The 17,762-nt window shown below is 74.0% G+C and carries 20 protein-coding genes and 1 tRNA gene; 11 read left to right on the forward strand and 10 right to left on the reverse strand.

The window, feature by feature from the left end; genetic code table 11:
- Positions 1-158 precede the first annotated feature (158 nt).
- The gene (locus ACLQ2W_RS09285; protein ID WP_425786088.1) at positions 159-1,184 is read left to right on the forward strand and encodes an alpha/beta hydrolase; all 1,026 of its coding nucleotides are present in this window, start codon (positions 159-161) and stop codon (positions 1,182-1,184) included.
- Between the two features lie 57 nt (positions 1,185-1,241).
- On the opposite strand, the gene ACLQ2W_RS09290 is transcribed toward ACLQ2W_RS09285, so the two are convergent.
- A complete protein-coding gene (locus tag ACLQ2W_RS09290; protein WP_425786089.1) occupies positions 1,242-1,985 on the reverse strand; it encodes a hypothetical protein in 744 nt (247 codons plus the stop codon).
- A 169-nt stretch (positions 1,986-2,154) separates the two neighbouring features.
- Between ACLQ2W_RS09290 and ACLQ2W_RS09295 the strand changes: the two genes are divergently transcribed.
- Together ACLQ2W_RS09295 and ACLQ2W_RS09300 are read left to right on the forward strand one after the other, a co-directional pair.
- A tRNA-Arg gene (locus ACLQ2W_RS09295) sits at positions 2,155-2,227 on the forward strand.
- Positions 2,228-2,524: 297 nt separating this feature from the next.
- Positions 2,525-3,340, forward strand: a complete 816-nt coding sequence (locus ACLQ2W_RS09300) for a superoxide dismutase (RefSeq protein ID WP_425786090.1) — start codon at positions 2,525-2,527, stop codon at positions 3,338-3,340.
- Positions 3,341-3,478: 138 nt separating this feature from the next.
- Here ACLQ2W_RS09300 and ACLQ2W_RS09305 read toward each other — a convergent pair whose 3' ends face one another.
- Entirely contained in the window at positions 3,479-3,751 is a 273-nt protein-coding gene (locus ACLQ2W_RS09305; RefSeq protein WP_425786091.1) for a hypothetical protein, read from the reverse strand.
- 51 nt (positions 3,752-3,802) lie between these two features.
- Between ACLQ2W_RS09305 and ACLQ2W_RS09310 the strand changes: the two genes are divergently transcribed.
- Positions 3,803-4,252 carry a hypothetical protein gene (locus tag ACLQ2W_RS09310; RefSeq protein WP_425786092.1) on the forward strand — a complete coding sequence of 150 codons (450 nt, stop codon included), beginning with the start codon at positions 3,803-3,805 and terminating at the stop codon, positions 4,250-4,252.
- Between the two features lie 28 nt (positions 4,253-4,280).
- On the opposite strand, the gene ACLQ2W_RS09315 is transcribed toward ACLQ2W_RS09310, so the two are convergent.
- Together ACLQ2W_RS09315 and ACLQ2W_RS09320 are read right to left on the reverse strand one after the other, a co-directional pair.
- Entirely contained in the window at positions 4,281-4,865 is a 585-nt protein-coding gene (locus ACLQ2W_RS09315; RefSeq protein WP_425786093.1) for a hypothetical protein, read from the reverse strand.
- 78 nt (positions 4,866-4,943) lie between these two features.
- Positions 4,944-5,351 carry a pyridoxamine 5'-phosphate oxidase family protein gene (locus tag ACLQ2W_RS09320; RefSeq protein WP_425786094.1) on the reverse strand — a complete coding sequence of 136 codons (408 nt, stop codon included), beginning with the start codon at positions 5,349-5,351 and terminating at the stop codon, positions 4,944-4,946.
- Between the two features lie 67 nt (positions 5,352-5,418).
- Here ACLQ2W_RS09320 and ACLQ2W_RS09325 point away from each other — a divergent pair, with 67 nt between their 5' ends.
- The 5 genes from ACLQ2W_RS09325 (at position 5,419) to ACLQ2W_RS09345 (ending at position 10,295) form a co-directional block, all read left to right on the forward strand.
- A complete protein-coding gene (locus ACLQ2W_RS09325; RefSeq protein WP_425786095.1) occupies positions 5,419-6,252 on the forward strand; it encodes an alpha/beta fold hydrolase in 834 nt (277 codons plus the stop codon).
- Positions 6,253-6,406: 154 nt separating this feature from the next.
- On the forward strand, positions 6,407-7,585 hold the full coding sequence (locus tag ACLQ2W_RS09330; protein ID WP_425786096.1) for a sensor histidine kinase: 1,179 nt from the start codon (positions 6,407-6,409) through the stop codon (positions 7,583-7,585).
- Entirely contained in the window at positions 7,575-8,795 is a 1,221-nt protein-coding gene (locus ACLQ2W_RS09335; RefSeq protein WP_425786097.1) for a hypothetical protein, read from the forward strand. The genes ACLQ2W_RS09330 and ACLQ2W_RS09335 overlap by 11 nt, the downstream gene beginning before the upstream one ends.
- Positions 8,765-9,481 (forward strand): response regulator transcription factor, encoded by a 717-nt coding sequence (locus tag ACLQ2W_RS09340; protein ID WP_107157094.1) that lies wholly within the window; start codon positions 8,765-8,767, stop codon positions 9,479-9,481. Before ACLQ2W_RS09335 ends, ACLQ2W_RS09340 begins: the two co-directional genes overlap by 31 nt.
- Before the next feature lie 73 nt (positions 9,482-9,554).
- Positions 9,555-10,295 carry a hypothetical protein gene (locus ACLQ2W_RS09345; RefSeq protein WP_425786098.1) on the forward strand — a complete coding sequence of 247 codons (741 nt, stop codon included), beginning with the start codon at positions 9,555-9,557 and terminating at the stop codon, positions 10,293-10,295.
- A 606-nt stretch (positions 10,296-10,901) separates the two neighbouring features.
- Here ACLQ2W_RS09345 and ACLQ2W_RS09350 read toward each other — a convergent pair.
- Entirely contained in the window at positions 10,902-11,654 is a 753-nt protein-coding gene (locus ACLQ2W_RS09350; protein ID WP_425786099.1) for a lysophospholipid acyltransferase family protein, read from the reverse strand.
- 99 nt (positions 11,655-11,753) lie between these two features.
- Here ACLQ2W_RS09350 and ACLQ2W_RS09355 point away from each other — a divergent pair, with 99 nt between their 5' ends.
- Positions 11,754-12,413, forward strand: a complete 660-nt coding sequence (locus tag ACLQ2W_RS09355) for an alpha/beta hydrolase (protein WP_425786100.1) — start codon at positions 11,754-11,756, stop codon at positions 12,411-12,413.
- A 10-nt stretch (positions 12,414-12,423) separates the two neighbouring features.
- Entirely contained in the window at positions 12,424-12,816 is a 393-nt protein-coding gene (locus ACLQ2W_RS09360) for a VOC family protein (protein WP_425786101.1), read from the forward strand.
- A gap of 11 nt (positions 12,817-12,827) precedes the next feature.
- Here the strand turns inward: ACLQ2W_RS09360 and ACLQ2W_RS09365 are convergent, their stop codons facing one another.
- The 5 genes from ACLQ2W_RS09365 to ACLQ2W_RS09385 form a co-directional block, all read right to left on the reverse strand.
- Complete coding sequence (locus tag ACLQ2W_RS09365) at positions 12,828-14,888, reverse strand: glycogen debranching N-terminal domain-containing protein (RefSeq protein WP_425786102.1); 2,061 nt, start codon at positions 14,886-14,888, stop codon at positions 12,828-12,830.
- Positions 14,888-15,259, reverse strand: coding sequence for an SCP2 sterol-binding domain-containing protein (locus ACLQ2W_RS09370; protein ID WP_425786103.1), 372 nt, complete (start codon positions 15,257-15,259; stop codon positions 14,888-14,890). The genes ACLQ2W_RS09365 and ACLQ2W_RS09370 overlap by 1 nt, the downstream gene beginning before the upstream one ends.
- 155 nt (positions 15,260-15,414) lie before the next feature.
- Positions 15,415-15,831, reverse strand: coding sequence for a CBS domain-containing protein (locus tag ACLQ2W_RS09375; RefSeq protein WP_107157087.1), 417 nt, complete (start codon positions 15,829-15,831; stop codon positions 15,415-15,417).
- 66 nt (positions 15,832-15,897) lie between these two features.
- Complete coding sequence (locus tag ACLQ2W_RS09380) at positions 15,898-16,581, reverse strand: TMEM175 family protein (protein ID WP_425786104.1); 684 nt, start codon at positions 16,579-16,581, stop codon at positions 15,898-15,900.
- Between the two features lie 108 nt (positions 16,582-16,689).
- Positions 16,690-17,712, reverse strand: a complete 1,023-nt coding sequence (locus tag ACLQ2W_RS09385) for an aspartate-semialdehyde dehydrogenase (RefSeq protein WP_425786105.1) — start codon at positions 17,710-17,712, stop codon at positions 16,690-16,692.
- Positions 17,713-17,762: the final 50 nt, after the last annotated feature.

The raw sequence follows: 17,762 nt of genomic DNA on the forward strand, positions 1-17,762 counted from the left end.
GGGGCCCCCCCGGGGGGGGGGGGGGGGGGGGGGGGGGGGGGGGCCCCCCCCCCCGGGGGCGGCCCCCCCCCCCCCCCCCGCCTCTACCGAATACGTTAAGCCGGGCCCCCTCCTTACACCCCTACCGCCGGGTAGCTCGGCGGCGTACCGTCGCGGTCGTGGAACCGGACGTGCTGGGGGCGCCCTACGAGCGGCGCACCATCGAGTTGGGCACCGACGACGAGGGGCCGGTGGTCGCGACCCTGGTCCGCCGGCGGGCCGACCGGCCGACCGGCCGCGCCGTGCTCTACGTGCACGGCTTCGTCGACTACTTCTTCCAGACCCACGTGGCCGACTTCTTCGCCGAGCGCGGCTGGGACTTCTACGCCCTCGACCTGCGGAAATACGGTCGCAGCCTGCTGCCGCACCAGACCCCGAACTTCTGCCGCGACCTGAGCGACTACTTCCCCGAGCTGGACGCCGCCGCGGAGATCATCCGCGTCGAGGAGGGGCACGAGACCCTGCTCGCCATGGGCCACTCCACCGGTGGGCTGATCATCTCGCTCTGGGCGGACGCCCGCCGCGACGCCGGCCTGGTCGACGGCATCGTGCTGAACAGTCCCTTCTTCGACATCAACGCCCCCTGGGTGGTCCGTCGACCCCTCGCCGCCGCCGTCTCCCGCCTGGGCCGTCGGGCGCCGCAGCGCATCCTGCCGTTCGGGCTCGGCACCGTGTACGGCGAGAGCCTGCACGCCGACCACCGTGGCGAGTGGCGCTACGACCTGGAGTGGAAGCCGCTCGCCGGGTTCCCGGTCCGGGCCGGCTGGCTCAACGCGATCCGCACCGGCCAGCGCCGGCTGCGCGCCGGGCTGGACATTCCCGTGCCGGTGCTGCTGGCCTGCTCCACCCGCACCTTCCGGGGCACGAAGTGGCACGACAGCGCCACCGGGGCCGACGCGGTGCTCGACGTGGAGCACATGGTCCGCTGGGCGCCCCGGCTCGGCCGGCACGTCACCCTGGCCCGCTTCGACGGCGGGTTGCACGACCTCACGCTGTCCAGTCCCGCCGTACGCGAAAAGGTCTTCGCCGAGGTCGGGCGCTGGGCGGAGGGCTTCCTCCGGGTGGGCCCGACCGAGCCGGAGGCCGCGCCACCGGTCCCGCGCCGGCCGGCCGACGAACCGGCCGGCGCCACCGCCGAAGGCTGAACCGGCGGCCGACCCGACAATCCCGCCGCCGGCTCGGCGCGGGCCCGGCCGTACCGGTCAGCCGTCGACGACCTCGACGACCTCGACGAGCGCGGACCGGATCCGGTCGAACGTGGCGACCGGGTGCCCGCCGTCGCGGGCCGGCAGCAGCACGCCCAGGCAGTGCGGAACCGGCTCGCCGTCCGGCCCGGCCTCGACCGCGAAGACGGGTGCCCCCACGTACCCCGCCGGCAGCTCGGTGGTCACCCGCACCGCGTCGTCGTGCCGGGCGACCCGCTCGGCCACCGCCTCCAACGGCCGTGACCCGTCCTCGGCGACGCCCAGGGCCAACACGAACGCCGAGCCGGGCGTCGCGCCGACCCGGGCCACCGCGTCGGCCGGCGCGGCGATTGCCTCGGTCACCTGCTGGGTACGCCAGCGCCAGCCCCGGTCGTCGGCGTAGCCGTGCAGCCCACCGGTGGGCATCGCGGCCAGCCCCAACTCCGGCAGGTGCAGCCAGTGGTCGGCGAAGCCGGCCAGCTCGATCGGCTCGTCCGCCCCCTCGGCCGGCTCGGTGACGCTGGGCCGCAACCCGATCTCCCCGTACTCCCGGTCGGTGAGCGCGTCGGCGGTGAGCAGCCACTCGTGCGCGATCTCCCCGTCGTCTGTCGCGCCGACCAGCTCGCTGTAGAAGAACGCGGTACCGACCGTGCCGGCCGGAGCCCCCGGTCCTGTCGCCCCGGAGACGGGCAGGATGGCCCGTCCGAGGTGCTGGCACAGCGCGAAGATGATCTCGTTTTCGGTGTCCTGGTCGAGCAGCATCCGCCGAGGGTACGGATCGAGATGCGGTCGCCGGGCCGGGACCCGCCGGAACGGGGATGCCGGTCCGGGCACCGGCGTGGCACGCTGGGCGGCGACGTGGACGCGCCGACCCGTACCCCCGGGCGGGCCAGGGCCGGCGGTACCCTCTTGGCGCGACGATCGTCGACGCGCGCCCGTAGCTCAGCGGATAGAGCAGGGGACTTCTAATCCCAAGGCCGCAGGTTCGAATCCTGCCGGGCGCACCCTTCCCACTACAGGTCATGGGCCTGTCGTGCCGAGCGAGACGATCACTACGGCCCCGTACAGAACCTCACCTCGACGAGACGCTTCGTGGGCTCCGGGCGGCCACCTGTCGAGCAACGGTGAGGTGGCTCCGGCATTTGATCCACAGGTATCCATATATGTGTTCACTCGCCTAGCGAAGGAGCACGACAGTGCACAGACGAACGCTCTTGGCCGCGGCCGTTGCCGCGCCCGTCGGAGTCGCCATCGGCGCGGCGCCGGCCTCGGCCCACCATCGGAACGGCCGATATCCCTCGGTGATCAACCTGCCGAACGGGTTCTGCCCGGAGGGCATCGCCCGCGGCACCGGCACGAAGATCTACGTCAGCTCCATGGCCGACGGTTGTATCTGGTGCGCCGACCTGCGCACCGGCCACGGGATGCTGCTCGTGCCGCCGGTGGCCGGCACCCAGGCGACGGGGTTGGCCGTCGAACGGGGCCGGATCTGGGCGGCCTGCGGCAACATGGGCGGCGCAGCCGTCTACCGCGAGTCGACAGGCGAATGCCTGGCGACGTACGACTTCGGCGGCGGGTTCATCGACGGGGTAGCTGCCACGGACAAGGCCGTGTTCTTCACCGACTCGGAGAAGGCCAAGGTCTACTGCGTGGAGTTCGGCCGCCACGGGTCGCTGCCCGGGCAGTCGGGCGTACGCGCGCTGCCGTTGCCGGCCGGGCTCGGTGACCCCGACGCCTGCAACACCGGCATCGTCGCCGCCTGGGCGGGCAAGCTCATCGTGGTGCAGGCCAGGACCGGCCGGCTCTACTGCTTCGATCCCCGCGCGGGCATGGCTGCCCGGATCAGCACGGGCGGTGTGTCGGTCGCCAACGGCGACGGTCTCCTGCTCCGGGGGCGCACGCTGTACGTGGTGCGCAACCGGAACAACGTGATCGCCAAGTTCCGTCTCAACGAGCAGCTCACCCGGGCCACGCCGGTCGACGTGATCCGTGACTGCGACCTCGACGAGCCGTCGGCTGTGGTTTCCTTCGGCTCAAGCCTGTACGCGGTCAACGCGCGGTTGTCCGTACCGGCGACTCCCGACACCACGTACTGCGTCGTACGGGTGCGCGACTAATCATTCCTTTGGACATCCGGCCGGGTCATCCCCGGCCGGATTAAAGGTACGTCCAGCCGGCAGCCGCCCTGCGGTAGACCCGCGACACATCGAGCAAACCGCCTGGCTCGTCCACGCCCAGCGCTGGACGCACGACCGCTACTCCCGTAGGTAGCCGGTGACCGGGTCGATGTCCCGGAGGAAGGCACGGATGGCCTCCTCCATCTCCGCCCGGGTCATCGCCGGCCCGGAGCTGGTGAAGCCGTAGTCGTGCGGCCCACTCAACCAGTCGAAGTCGTAGGCGGCGGGCCGCCCGACCCGCCATCTGACCCGAAACTCCTGCCCGTCGACCGTCATCATGATCGGCTCGTCCTTGGTATGACGGGGTCCCACGTGCTCGGGCGCGAGGCCCGGCTCCGGTTCGGTCGACACACAGGATCCTCGGGGTCGGCGGGCGCGATCGTCTCGACCTATCATCGCCGCATGCGGAGCCGCACACGCAGGCACCTGCGAGCGGTGCTGGGACTGGCGGTGGCCGGCGTGCTCGCCGTACCGCTCACCGTCCTCGGCGTCCATGTCACCCATGCTCGGGACGAGGACGGCTACCTGGCCCGCCTCCGGCAGTACGGCGACCGGCAGAGCGGCGAGCCGCTTCGAACGCTGCCGCCGACCGCCGATCTGATCGCCGAGGGCGATGCGGCCTGCGAGTGGCTGCGCGAGCAGCCGTACGCGCTCTGGCGGCACGACCGGCGGTACCGCGAGCTGGTGATCTATCAGCGCTACCTCGATCACGTCAGCGACCGCACGCCGAGGTGGGGCAGCGCGTTGCCGGACCTGGCGTCGGTAACGGGGGCCGCCTGGAGCCACCTCTGCCCGGCGGACCGGGAGCTGCGGCAACCCCGCCGCAATCCCTTCGCCCCCAAGCCGGACTGACCGACGGTCGGCCCCGTTTCAGGACGGGTCAGGCACCGTTCGCCGGCATCCCGGCCTCCAGTTGACCGATCACCGGGCCGAGCAGTTCGTTGAGTTCCCGCGTCAGCACGACGACCGCCCGCCGGGCTGCGGACGCCACGGAATCCTCCGGGCCGTCGGGAGCGGGCGGCAGGTCCCCCAGCGGGATCGGCGCCTCCACCTGCACCATGGCGCGCAGGTGCGGGCTGCGCGTCAGGTCCTGGTCGGTCGGCGTCGTGTACTGGCCGAACATCTGCGGCCAGTCCCGCCATCCCCGGTCGCGTTGCCACTGCCGGGTCCAGGTGAGTTCGGCCGGCCACCGGGAGACCACCGACACGGCAACGATCAGGCTGCCGTCCCACGGGCTCGGCGCGCAGGTCGCCGACACGATCCGCCGGTGCCAGCGGACGTAGCCGGGTGTCAGCCCGGTGGCGAGCCGCCAGGCCGTCGCGGCGAAGGCGACCGGCGCGATGTCACCCCACGTGGCGGCGAATTCGTCGGTACGCCGAAGCACCTCGTTCTCGAAGCGACCGCGCCCGTCGGCACCGCGTTCCCGATCGACGTTCTCGTCGAGCCAGAAGGCACGCTGTTCCACTGTCGTCCTCCCCGTCCGGACTCTCGTACCGGTCTACCACGACCGGCGCGCACATGAGATGCCCGCAGGTCCGAGACGCTAGCGTGCCGTGCCGGCGAGCAGCCACCGCCGGACCGGGATCTCCAGCAGGACCCGTGCCCCGTCCGGCGTGACGGGTTTCCGGATGTCCCAGCCCGCGTACTTGTCGGCGAAGGCGGCGACGACGGCGGGTGGGAAGTCGCCGTGGTGCAGCCGGGCGGCGCCTTCCGCGACGACCGGGTGGTCGCCACCCTCCAGCGCCAGGGAGACGCGCTGGTCCGCCGCCACGTTCCGGGCCTTGACGCTGCCGGCCTCGCAGCCGACCCACCAGACGCCGTCGGCGTGGACGAACCAGACCGGCGTCAGGTGCGGGGAGCCGTCCGGGCGCAGCGTGCACAGCCAGACGTTCCGCTCGTGGGCGAGTCGCGCGTCGACGTCGGGCGGAAGAGGTGCCGGCGGTGGGGCCATCCGGGAAGTTCACCACATCCGCATCCACGCGGGCGGGAGTGTCGGCGGTCGCCGCTAGGGTCCGTCCATGGTGACCGAGACGGATCTCCGCCGGCCCGACGGCCGCGTCCTGCACGTCTACGACACCGGCGGGGCGGGCCGGCTGCCCGTGTTCTGGCACCACGGCACGCCGAACGTCGGCACCCCGCCGGCCCCGCTGTTCGCCGCCGCCGACCGCCTCGGGCTGCGCTGGGTGTCGCACGACCGGCCCGGCTACGGCGGCTCCACCCCGCTGCCGGATCGCGACGTCGCGTCGGTGGCGTCCGACGTGGCCGCGATGGCCGATGCGTTGGGTCTCGACCGGTTCGCCGTGATGGGTCACTCCGGCGGTGGCCCGCACGCGCTGGCCTGCGGCGCGCTGCTGCCGGAGCGGGTGGTCGCGGTGGTGGCCGGCGCCGGGCTGGCGCCGTACGGCGCGGCCGGGCTGGACTGGTTCGCCGGCATGGCGCCGTCCGGGGCGGCGTCGCTGCGGGCCGCCGCCGCGGGGCGGGCGGCCAAGGAGGCGCACGAGGCCGCCGACGAGTCGTACGATTTCGGGTTCACCGACACCGACCTGGCCGCGCTGCGTGCCGAGTGGTCCTGGTTCGACAGCGTGGTCGGCCCGGCGGTCGCGTCCGGCCCGGGCGGTCTGATCGACGACGATCTGGCGTACGTGCGGCCGTGGGGTTTCGATCCGGCTGACGTGGCGCAGCCGGTGCTGCTGCTGCACGGCGACCGCGACGGCATCGCGCCGGTGGCGCACGCCGAGTGGCTGGCCGGCCGTTGCCCGTCGGCCGAGTTGCGCCGTTTCCCCGAGGACGGGCACATCTCCGTGCTCCGGCACGCCGGGTCGGCCCTGGAGTGGCTGCGCCGGCACGGCTGACCCGAAAACCGGACGGTTCAGCTCCGCTTTCACCGTCCGGGTAGCGACGCACCGCGTACCGAGGGTGACGGTTTCTGACAAAGCGTGTTATTCTCCGGCGTCAATCTTTGCCGCGCGGACCCGGACGGGTCGCTGCCGGAAGGACACCTCCCCGATGCCGGTGGCTGTCGCCACGACCCTGCCACGGTCCCCGTTGGACCGTCCGGCCGGCGGCGCGTTCACGCTGATCTTCACCACGCTGCCGGCGCTGCTCCGGCTCACCTGCGGGCTGGTCGGCGCGGTGGTCGCCCTGTCCGTGCGGACGGCGCCGGTGCGGGTGGCGCTGCTGGTCCCGGCCGTCGTCGCGCTCACCGCGTGGTCCGGCTGGTACGCGGTCCGCGCGTTCCGGCACGGCGTCGGCGGCGCGTTGGTGGCCGGCGACGTGGCGCTGACCACCGCCACCGCGCTGGCCGTGCCGTGGCTGGTCGCGCCGGAGGTGCTGCCCGGCGAGGCGAGCTGGGTGGCGGTGCTGGCCAGCACCACCGTGATCAACGCGCAGGCCACCGCGCCGGCCCGCTGGTCGGTGCCGGCCGGCCTGCTCGTCAGCGCCGCCTACGCGACCGGTGCCACGCTGGCCGGGAACCCGGTCGAGGCCCGCGCGCACACCGGCACGCTGCTGGTGCAGACCGGCTGCGCGGCGGTGATGACCGCGGTGATGCGCGGCTGGCTCGGCCGGGCCGACGCCGCGTTCGCCGGCTACCAGCGGCTGTCCCGCGAGGCGGTGGTGGCGCGCGCCGCCCGCGAGGCGGAGCGGCGGCACAACCGGGACCTGCACGACACCGTGCTCGGCACGCTGACCATGGTCGGGTTGGGCGCGGTCGGAGGCAGTTCCGTGGCGCTGCGCGAGCGGTGCGCGGCGGATCTGCGTACGCTCAGCGCCCTGGCCGGGGCGCGGACCGGGACCGCACCCGGCGAGGTGGACCTCGACGAGCGGCTGCGCACGGTGCTGGCGGGGCTGCCGGAGCTGGCGGTGACCGCGACGCTGCCGCCGTGCCGGCTGCCGGCGGAGGTCGCCGCGGCGCTCGCCGACAGCGCCGCCGCCGCGCTGGCCAACGTGGCCCGGCACGCGCCGGGCGCGGCCACCACGCTGCGCCTGGTCTCCGACGGCGGCACCGTGGTGGTCGAGGTGGCCGACGACGGTCCCGGCTTCGACCCGACCACGGTCCCGGCCCACCGGTACGGGCTGCGCGAGTCGATCCACGGGCGGATGGCCACCGTGGACGGCCGGGCGATGGTGACTTCCGCCCCTGGCGCCGGCACCCGGGTCCGGCTGGAGTGGTCCGATGGCGACTGAGTCGGGGACGACGCTGACCGGTGGGACCGCGGTGCACACCGGCCCGACGGTGGACGCGGCGCCCCGGTTCCGGCCGGTGGCACGCGCCGGGACGGCCGGGGCGGCGCCCCAGGCGCACGCCGTGGCGGACGCGTCGGATCGGGGCGCCCGGCTCGTGGCGGTCGGCATCGCGTTGGCCTGGCACCTGGCGGTCAGCCTGCCGGCGGTGCTGGCGGCGGGGCCCGGCATGGCCGCTCCGGCGGTGGTGGCGGCCGGCTGGCTGGTGACCGCGCTGGTCGGCGTCGCCACCGGCGTACGTCTGCTGGGTGGTGGGTCGCCCCCGGCCCGGCGGCTGGCCGCGGTGCTGCTGGCGGTCGACGCGGCGGTCTTCGCGGCGGCCGGTGAGCGGTTCCTGTTCACCACCGCCAACTGGGTGTGGGGCGGGCTGGCCTGGTTCTTCCTGCTGGTGCTCTGGCAGCGGCCGGTGCGCTGGCTGCTGGCGCTGCTCGCCGCGCACGCGACGATCGCGCTGGTGGCGGTGGTGCTGCACGGCACGACCGCGCCGGCCGACCTGAGCCGGTACGCGATGTACGTCTACGGCACCTCCACGTTGCCGGTGGCGGTCTTCGCCGGCGCGGCGGTGCTCACCGCGCTGGCCCGGGACCGGGCCGGCGCCGCCGCGGCGACGCTGGCCGTGGCCGCCGAACGGGAGGCCGCCGAGCGGGCCCGGAGCGAACGGCAGGCCCGGCTCGCCCTGGTCAGCGGCACCGCCGAGGAAGTGCTGGCGGCGCTGGCGACCGGCGACGCCGATCCGGCCGACCCGGCGGTACGCCGCCGCGCGGTGCTGGCCGCGGCCCGGCTGCGCCGGCTGATCGCCGAGTCCGACGACGTGCCCGACCCGCTGCTGCACGAGTTGCGGGCCGCCGCCGACCTGGCCGAGCGGAACGGTCTGCCGATCGAGCTGGTGGCGGTCGGCACGCCGCCGGAACTGCCGGTCGACGTGCGCCGAGCCCTGGCCGACCCGCTCACGGCGGCGCTCGCCGGCGCCCGCGGCGGGGCGCGGCTGACGGTGGTCGCCGGCCCGGACGAGGTGGTGGTCAGCCTGGTGACACCGGATCACGACGGGCCGGACGATCCGCTGCCGCCGCCCGACGGGGACGGACCGGTGGCGTACCTGCACGAGCGGGACGGGGAGATCAGATGGACGCAGACCCGCTGGCGGCAGGCGTGAACGCCGGGCAGCCGGTCGGGGTGGCGATCGTCGACGACCATCCCGTGGTGATCGACGGGGTGCGCGCCTGGCTCTCCTCCGAGCCGCGGTTGCGGGTGCTGGCGACCGGCGACGATCCCGACACGGTGCTGCGGGCCGCGCCGGGGGCCGAGGTGGTGCTGCTCGACCTGCGGCTGCACGGGCGGATGGTGCTCGACAAGCTGGCCGAGTTGAGCGCCGCCGGGCGGCGGGTGGTGGTCTACTCCGAGCACACCGACCCGCAGACCATGCTGGCCGCGCTGGACGCGGGCGCGGTCGCGTTCCTCGCCAAGCACGAGGGGCGGGAACACTGCGTGGCCACCGTGCTGGCGGCGGCGAGCGACCGCCCGTACGTGCCGCCGGCACTGGCCGGCGCGATGGTCGGCGACGCCCGGCCGGACCGGCCGTCCCTGTCGGACAAGGAGCGTGAGGCGTTGCTGCTGTGGTTCCAGTCGATGTCGAAGGCGTCGGTGGCGCGCCGGATGCAGATCAGCGAGCACACCGTGAAGCAGTACGTGGACCGGGCCCGGATCAAGTACACCCGGGCCGGGCGTCCGGCGGCCACCAAGGCGGCGCTGCTCGCCCGCGCGATCGAGGACGGCCTCGTCCGACCGGAAGAGATCGGCATCTACCGGTCACAGGCGTCGGCCGACCGGCCGACCCCCTAACGGGTGTCATGACAGCCGCCCCGGTGATCGGTCAGGCTCACCGGTACCGCCAACCGTCCCGGGAGGTCGTACCGTGCCGGAGGACGCCGCACCCTTCTTCATCGGGCCACACCGCTTCGACACCGACGACGACCCCAGCCGTCCCCTGCTCGACCGGCGCTACGCGCTGGTGCTCGACCCCGGTGAGCGGCTGCTCGCCCAGCACCGGCTGCCGGTCACCGGTCACCTGCTCGGCCCCACCGAGGACGCCCGCTGCTGGGCGTTGCCCGACGCGGCGTCGGTCACCGTGACCGACCGGCGGCTGGCGTACCTCTGCACCGGCTCCGAGCTGTCCCTGGTCCCCGGGCGGGACAGCCCGACCGGCGCCCGGCACCGGCGCCCGGTCCGGCTGTCCCGCCTGGTCAGCGGTCAGATCCGCTGGCAGTGGCCGTCCCGGCTGGAGCTGGTCGAGATCGACGACGACACGGCGGAGCTGCGGGTGGTCTGCGACGCGCTGCGCACCATCCGGCAGCCGGCGCTGGCACTGACCGGCCCGGTCGCCCTGGTCACCGCGCTGGCCCGGCAGGTACGCCGCGCGGTGGCCGGGTTCCGGCTGGCCCACTCCGATCTGGTCGACCTGTCCCCGCCGGAGCGGGACGCGCTCGCCACCCGGGTCGCCGCCTCCCCCGGCCCGACGGTGGGGGTGGTGACGCTGCCCGGTTCGCTGCCGGTGGAGTTCCTGTCCCGCGAGGACTACTACCGTCAGCCGGCGGCGGAGGCGCTGGGGCCCCGGTTCGACTTCCTGGCCCGGGACCGACCCGGCTCCGCCTGCTGACCCTCGCCGGTCGTCGTGCCCCCCGATGCGGCCCGGGGCCGCGCAGGGCCACCCGACCGGAGGGCCGCCCGACCGCAGGGTCGCCCGTCTGGTCCTGCCGATCGGCGCCCGGGTAGACCCGGCGTGGCCCAGTCCATGTGTTCGGGCGGCCTACGAACTTGATGGCATGGATGACTCATGAGCCTCGCGCTGCGAAGCCGGGGCCGGGTCCGGGGCCGGCGGGCAGGTCCGCGCGAAGCCGGGGCCGGGGCCGGAAGGCAGGTCCACGCGCGAAGCCGGGGCCGGGGCCGGAAGGCAGGTCCACGCGCGAAGCCGGGGCCGGGGCCGGAAGGCAGGTCCAGGCGCGAAGCCCTGACCGGAGTCGACGCGCGAAAGCCCGGGCCGGGAAGCGAGCCGGGCTCGGCGCGGCCCGGTCCGGTCCGGCCCGCCGTGCTTTCGCCCCACGGAACTCCGCGGGCCGTGACCCATTCTCGCCATCAAGTTCGTAGGGCTGCCGGGATTGCTCTCCCCGCCCGCGCGGCAAGGCATGGCCCGACCCGCGCGGCAAGGCGTGGTGCCGCCCGCGCGGCATGGCAGGCCACCTGCCCCGCCGCGCGGGCGGCACGGTCAGGAGGTGCTGCGGGAGCGGCGGTCGGAGCGGTCCAGCTCGACGGCCTGCTCCGGGGTGGGCGCGCCGCCGCCCAGGTGGGCCGGCTGCCACCAGGCGTCGTCCGGGCCGGCCGGCTGGTCCGGGTAGTCCCGCTGGGCCCGGTCGACGAGCGCCGACAGCCGGGTGCGCAGGTCTGCGGTGAGGGCGGTGGCGTCCGGGTAGGCGGCCGGGTCCATCGGCTCCCCGACCAGGATGGTGATCGGGGTGTGCCGGCGGGTCAGGGTGCGCGGGCGCCCCTTGGTCCAGAGCCGCTGGGTGCCCCAGAGCGCGACCGGCAGCAGCGGCACGCCGGCCTCCTGCGCCATCCGGGCCGCGCCGTTCTTGAGGTCCTTGACGGTGAAGGACCGGCTGATCGTCGCCTCCGGGAAGACGCCGACCACCTCGCCCCGGCGCAGCGCGCCGACCGCGCTGGCGTACGACCCGGCGCCGGCGGCGCGGTTGACCGGGATGTGCTTCATGCCGCGCATCAGCGGGCCGGAGACCCGGTGCCGGAAGACGCTCTCCTTGGCCATGAAGCGGACCAGCCGGCGGGACTCGTGCGCGCCGTAGCCGCAGAAGATGAAGTCGAGGTAGCTCACGTGGTTGGACGCGAGCACCGCCCCGCCGGTGCGCGGCACGTGGTGGCTGCCCCGCACGTCCAGGCGCAGGTCGAGAGCGCGGAACATCGTCTTGGCGGCGGTGATCACGGGCGGGTACACGAGTTCCGGCATCCGGCAACTTTACCGCGCGTAGGTTACCCGACCGTAGCGCCACTCTGCCCTGGGCAGAGCCGGGTCGCGGAGCGGTCCGGCCGCGACCACGATGGGGGGATGACCGAACGCGGCATGCTGCTCTGGATCCACGGCGGCGGCTGGCGGGCCCGTTCCTCGGAGGACGGCGCCGCGCTGGCGTCGCTCGGCCTCCGGGTGGTCGCCGCCGACTACCGGTTCTCGCACGAGGCCCGCTGGCCGGCCCAGCTCGACGACGTACGCGCCGCCGCGCGGGCGGCCCGGGCCACCGCGGGCGACCTGCCGCTGCTGGTCGGCGGCGACTCGGCCGGCGGAACGCTCGCCCTGCACCTGGCCCTGCGCGGGGTGGACCGGCCAGGCGACGTGACGGCCGCGCTGGCGTACTGGGCGCCTGTCGACCCGCTCGACGACGAGCAGCGGCGCCGCCGGCCCCCGGGCGACGACCCGTGGGCCGACCTGCTGGGGCATCCGCCGGCCGCCGGTGATCCGGCCACCGCCGACGCCACCGTCGCCAGTCATCTCGGCGCCGGCGTGCCGGTGCTGCTGGTGCAGGGCCGGGACGACGTGCCGGTGCCGGCCGCGCAGGCGGTCGAGCTGGCCGGCCGGCTGCTCGCCGCCGGCCACCCGACGCACCTCTGGCTCACCCACGGCGGTCACGCGCTCGACCTGGCCCGCCCCGACCTGCGCGCGGTCACCGCCGCGTTCCTGGACAACGTCCTGCCGGCGCCCCGGGCCGACTAGGTTCGGTGGTATGCCCGATCTCGCCGCGATCGTCATCCACTGCCGCGATCCGTACCTGCTCGCCCCGTTCTGGAGCGCGGTCAGCGGGCTGCCGGTGACGGAGGCGGACCGGGAGAAGCTCGCCGGCCGGACGCTCGGGCCGGCCGAGGCGGTGCTGCTGCGCGACCCGCACGGGCGGCGGCCGGACCTGTGGATCAGCCCGGCCGGTGAGCTGCCCGCGCCCGGCCGGATCCACCTGGACCTGGTCGGCGACGCCGAGGAACGCGCCGCCGTGCTGGAGGCGGGCGCGACGGTGGTCCGCGAGCTGCCCCGGTGGACCGTGCTGGCCGACCCGGAGGGCAACGAGTTCTGCCTGCTGCCACCGAACGAGGCGCACGCCGACGGGCCACCCGCCGGCCACTGAGCCGGCCGGCGTCACCCGGCCGGGTTGTGCAGGTCCAGCCGGCCCCGGGCGAACGCGTCCACCCGGCCCCAGCGACCCGGGATGTCCAGCACCTCGATCCGCCCCATGCCCATCGGCAGCTGCGGGTCCACCGCCAGGTGTCCCTCGTGCGGCTCCAGCCCCAGCATGGTCCGGATCAGCAGCAGCGGCGCCCCGGTCGACCACGCCTGCGGGCTGCACGCCGTCGGGTACTCCACCGGGAACTTGGTCAGCTCCCGCTGGTAGCCGCCGAACGCCTCCGGCAGCCGGCCGTCGAAGTAGGTGGCCGCGTCCAGGATGCCGTTGGCCACCGTGGCCGCCTCGTCGGCGAAGCCGTACCGACGCAGGCCCCAGGCGACGAACGAGTTGTCGAACGGCCAGATCGTGCCGTTGTGGTAGCCGATCGGGTTGTAGCGGACCTCGCCCTCGGCCAGCGTCCGCACCCCCCAGCCGGACCAGAGCCGCGGCCCGACCAGGTGCGCGGCGATCTGCGGCGCCCGCTCGTCGTCGACGATGCCGCTCCACAGCAGGTGGCCGATGTTGGAGCTGAGCACGTCGCACTGCCGCCCCTCCGGGTCCAGCGCGAGCGCGTAGAAGCCGCCGTCGGCGACCCACCAGTCGCGGTTGAACCGCGCCTTCAGCTCCGCCGCCTCGCGTTCCAACTGATCGGCGTACGCGGGGTCGCCCCAGAACTCCCGGGCCAGGCGGGCGGCGCGCATCTTCGCGTCGTACGCGTACCCCTGCACCTCGCAGCTCGCCCGCGGGAACGGCGGCAGCGTGCCGTCGGCGTACGAGACGGAGTCCCAGGAGTCCTTCCAGCACTGGTTCTCCAGGCCGGTGTCGGTGTTGCGCCGCTCGTACCAGATGTAGCCGTTGCCGACCAGGTCGGCGTAGTCGTCGATCCACTTCAGCGCGGCGCGGCACTCCCGTTCCAGCTCCTTGACCAGCGCGACGTCCCCGCTCCACCGCTCGTACTCGTCGAGCAGCACCACGAACAGCGGGGTCGAGTCCACCGAGCCGTAGTAGGGCGAGTGCGGCTGCTCCTCGAACGCGGCGGTCTCGCCGTACCGCATCTCGTGCAGGATCCGGCCCGGGTCCTCGTCCCGGAAGTCGTCGAACCGGGTGCCCTGGAGCGCGCCGAGGATGCGCAGCGTGGTCTTCGACATCTCGGGTGCGAACGGCAGCACCTGGAGGCAGGTGAGGATGCTGTCCCGGCCGAACATGGTCATGAACCAGGGCAGGCCGGCGGCGGGCAGCGTCTGCCCGCCGAGCGACAGCGGGGAGAAGCGCAGCGCGGCGAGGTCGACCAGGCTCCGCCGGTAGGTCGCGGCGACCCGGTCGTGCTCGCTGTTGACCTTGGGGGCCCGGTCGATCCACTCCTCCAGGTCGTGCTGGAGCGCGAGCCGCTCGGTGCCGTGCGCCCGCAGCCCGATCCGCAGGTCCCGGCCACCCGGGCCGATGGCGAACGTCTGCACGTCGATGAGGACGTCCCACTGCTCGTTGGGTTCCAGGTGGATGCTCCAGGAGACGCCCCGGTTGTCGTACCGGGCCGGCTGGTTCGCGGAGACGACCGTTTCCCGCTTGAAGTTCCCCCGCCGGTAGCCCAGCCGCAGCCGGTCCGGCTCCGCCTCGGCGTACAGTTCGCCCTTCTTGTTGAGGATCTCGTCCTTGACCTGGAAGAGGTCGGCGAAGTCGGCGCCGGCGTCCATCCGGATCTCCAGGTCGACCGCGTTCTCGTCGTGGTTCAGCACGCTCACCGTCTCCCGGAAGCTGCCGCCGACGACCCGCTCCCGGATGACCGACAGCTTCGCGTCGATGTAGTGCGTGGCCTGGCCGGGCACCAGGAAGAACCGCGCCTCGTAGTACTGGAGGTCGTCGTAGGAGAGCGCGTTGAGCCGCTCGCCGTCGACCGTGAGCACCCACTTCGACAGGTACCGCGTGTCGAGGGAGAAGAGCCCGGTCGGTTCCGTCGGCGTGGCCTCGATGTCCCCGGTGTCCTCGGAGACCACGAACGTGTTGCCGTCCAGGATCCGGACGGTGTTGTTCCCGGCCATCAGGCGGCCCTCCTGGCGAATGCGTGGCGCGGCCCGCGGGAGTCCGGCGGGCCCGGAAAGACGCGCTCGATCTGCAACACGAGCCGGAGGTCGCCGACGACCGTCATGTCGCCGCGCAGCAACGCCGCGATGGCGTTCTCCTCGCCGTCGACGAGCGCCCCGAAGAGCCGGGGCTCGGTCCCGACCACGGTGTCCGCCTCGCCGTCCTCCTGCCGGACCCGCAGGTTGCCCCGGTCGATCTCCAGCAGCCAGTGCGTGGTCCGCGCGCCTTCGTGCAGGTCGAACCGGAGCGTCCCGGACGTCTTGACCAGCAACGGCTCGAACCCGCGCCGGTCCAGGTCCTCGAAGAATCTCGTGGTCGTGTCCACCATCGAAGGTGACTCCTCCCGCGCTCGGCGGCCTCCCCGTCGACCGGACGGGTCCCCGCCGCGCCCCCGGGTCAACCTCGCCCGGATCGGGTGAGGCGACCGGACCGGACACGCGGAACGCCGCCCCCGAACCGGGGGCGGCGTCACCGCGTGACAGGTCAGTTGTTGGGGTCGTCGGCGCTGATGTCCGCGAGCACCGACTGGGGTTCCCGCTCCACCGCCAGGTCACCCATCGAGACCAGGCCGACCAGCTTCCCGTCCTCGATGACCGGGAGCCGGCGGACCGCGTACGTGCGCATCAGGTCGGCGGCGGCCACCGCGTCGTCGTACTGGCTCACCGTCACCACGTCCTTGCTGGTGATCTCGTTGAGCCGGGTGGTGGCGGGGTTACGGTCCTCGGCCACGCCCCGGACCGTGATGTCCCGGTCCGTGACGATGCCGACCACGTTGTCGCCGTCGGTCACCACCACGTCGCCGATGGCGCTGTCGCGCATCTCCTGCGCCGCCGCGGTGAGCGTGTCGTTGCCGTCCATCGTCACCAACCGGGTCGTCATGAACTCTCCGACCGTTGTCATGGTGCTCCCCTCTCGGTGTCGGCACCGCGGTCTACCCGCCGCCGCAGGCGGGGTAACTCGGGCGGTTCACCCCCGGCGCCGGATCCGCCGGCGGATCTCGTAGGAGCCGTTGCTGGACAGCCCGTAGAAGAGCGGCAGCAGCAGGAACACCACAAGCGCCACCGGCACGCTCACCCACCACCCCACCAGGCCGGCGATCGCGTACGCGGCCACGCCGAACAGCGCGCGGAGCCGCTCGGCGGCGAAGAACCGGCGTGGCACACCGGCCTGGCGCAGCTCCGGGCGCCGGTGCAGGTAGTGGTACAACCACAACCAGGTGGCCGAGAGGAGGACGCCGAGCAGCGCGTAGGCGCCGATCGCGACCCGTTCGTCGGACACGTCGCCCTTCTCCACCGCGCGGGAGACCAGCGCGGTCACGAACGGCAGCAGGGTCACGCCGAACAGCACCCCGAGGTTGGCCCAGTCCAGCCCACGGTCGGCGCACCGGACCCGGAGGAACGTGCCCTTGTGGTTCAGCCAGTTGACCGCCACGTAGAGGAAGGACGTGCCGAAGGCGAGGTAGACCGGCCACTGTTCGAGCAGCGCGTGCGGCATCCTGCCCGGCGTCACCTCGGGCACGCCCAGGTCGAGCACCAGCAGCGTGATGACGATGGCGAAGACCGCGTCGCTGAATCCGATCACCCGGGCCGTGTCCGAGCGCAGCCCGGCCTCGACCTCCTCGACGTCCCCGGTGTCGCGTCCGGCCGCCATCGGTGCCTCCGCCCGCCGGCGCGGGTCGCCGGCATCCGGCCCCGCATACCCGCTGCGGAGGCGTCCGTGCCGGCACGGACGCCTCCCGCGGTGCGGTCCCGGGCGGGGTCAGCGCTCGGCGGCGACCAGCTCGGCGAGCTGTACGGCGTTGAGCGCCGCGCCCTTGCGCAGGTTGTCGTTCGAGCAGAACAGCGCCAGCCCGTGGTCGACCGTCTCGTCCACCCGGATCCGCCCGACGAACGTCGGGTCCTGGCCGGCCGCCGCCAGCGGGGTGGGCACGTCACACAGCGCCACCCCGGGCGCGCCGTCGAGCAGCTCGCGGGCGCGGGCCGGGTCGATCGGCCGGGCGAACCGGGCGTTGATCTGCAACGAGTGACCGGTGAACACGGGCACCCGTACGCAGGTGCCGGAGACCTTCAGCCCGGGGATCTCCAGGATCTTGCGGCTCTCGTTGCGCAGCTTCTGCTCCTCGTCGGTCTCGTCGGAGCCGTCGTCGACGATCGAGCCGGCCAGCGGCAGCACGTTGAACGCGATCGGCGCGGCGAACATGCGCGGCACGGGGAACTCGACGGCGGTGCCGTCGAAGGCGAGCGCGCTCGCGCCCTCGGCCACCTTGCGGACCTGGTCGTCCAGCTCGGCCACACCGGCCAGGCCGGCGCCGGAGACCGCCTGGTAGGTGGCGACGACCAGGCTGACCAGCCCGGCCTCGGCGTGCAGCGGGCGCAGCACCGGCATGGCGGCCATCGTGGTGCAGTTCGGGTTGGCCACGATGCCCTTGGGCCGGTCGGCGAGGGCGTGCGGGTTGACCTCGGCGACCACCAGCGGCACCGCCGGATCCATCCGGTACGCCGACGAGTTGTCGATCACCACGGCGCCGGCCTCGGCGACCCGGGGCGCCAACTCCTTCGAGGTGCTCTTGCCGGCCGAGAAGAGCACGATGTCCAGGCCGCGGTAGTCCGCGGTGGCCGCGTCCTCGACCGTGACCTCACCGTCGCGCCACGGCAGCGCGCGCCCGGCCGACCGCGCCGAGGCGAACAACCGCACCTGCTCCGCCGGGAACTCGCGTTCCGCCAGCACCTGCCGCATCACGCCACCGACCTGGCCGGTGGCACCCACAATGCCGATCCTCATGCCCGCGAGGCTACCCAGCCGGGGCGGGCGGGCGGGAAGCGTTTCCCAGC

This window comes from Micromonospora sp. DT227 (assembly GCF_049841835.1).
Classification (GTDB): Bacteria; Actinomycetota; Actinomycetes; order Mycobacteriales; family Micromonosporaceae; genus Micromonospora.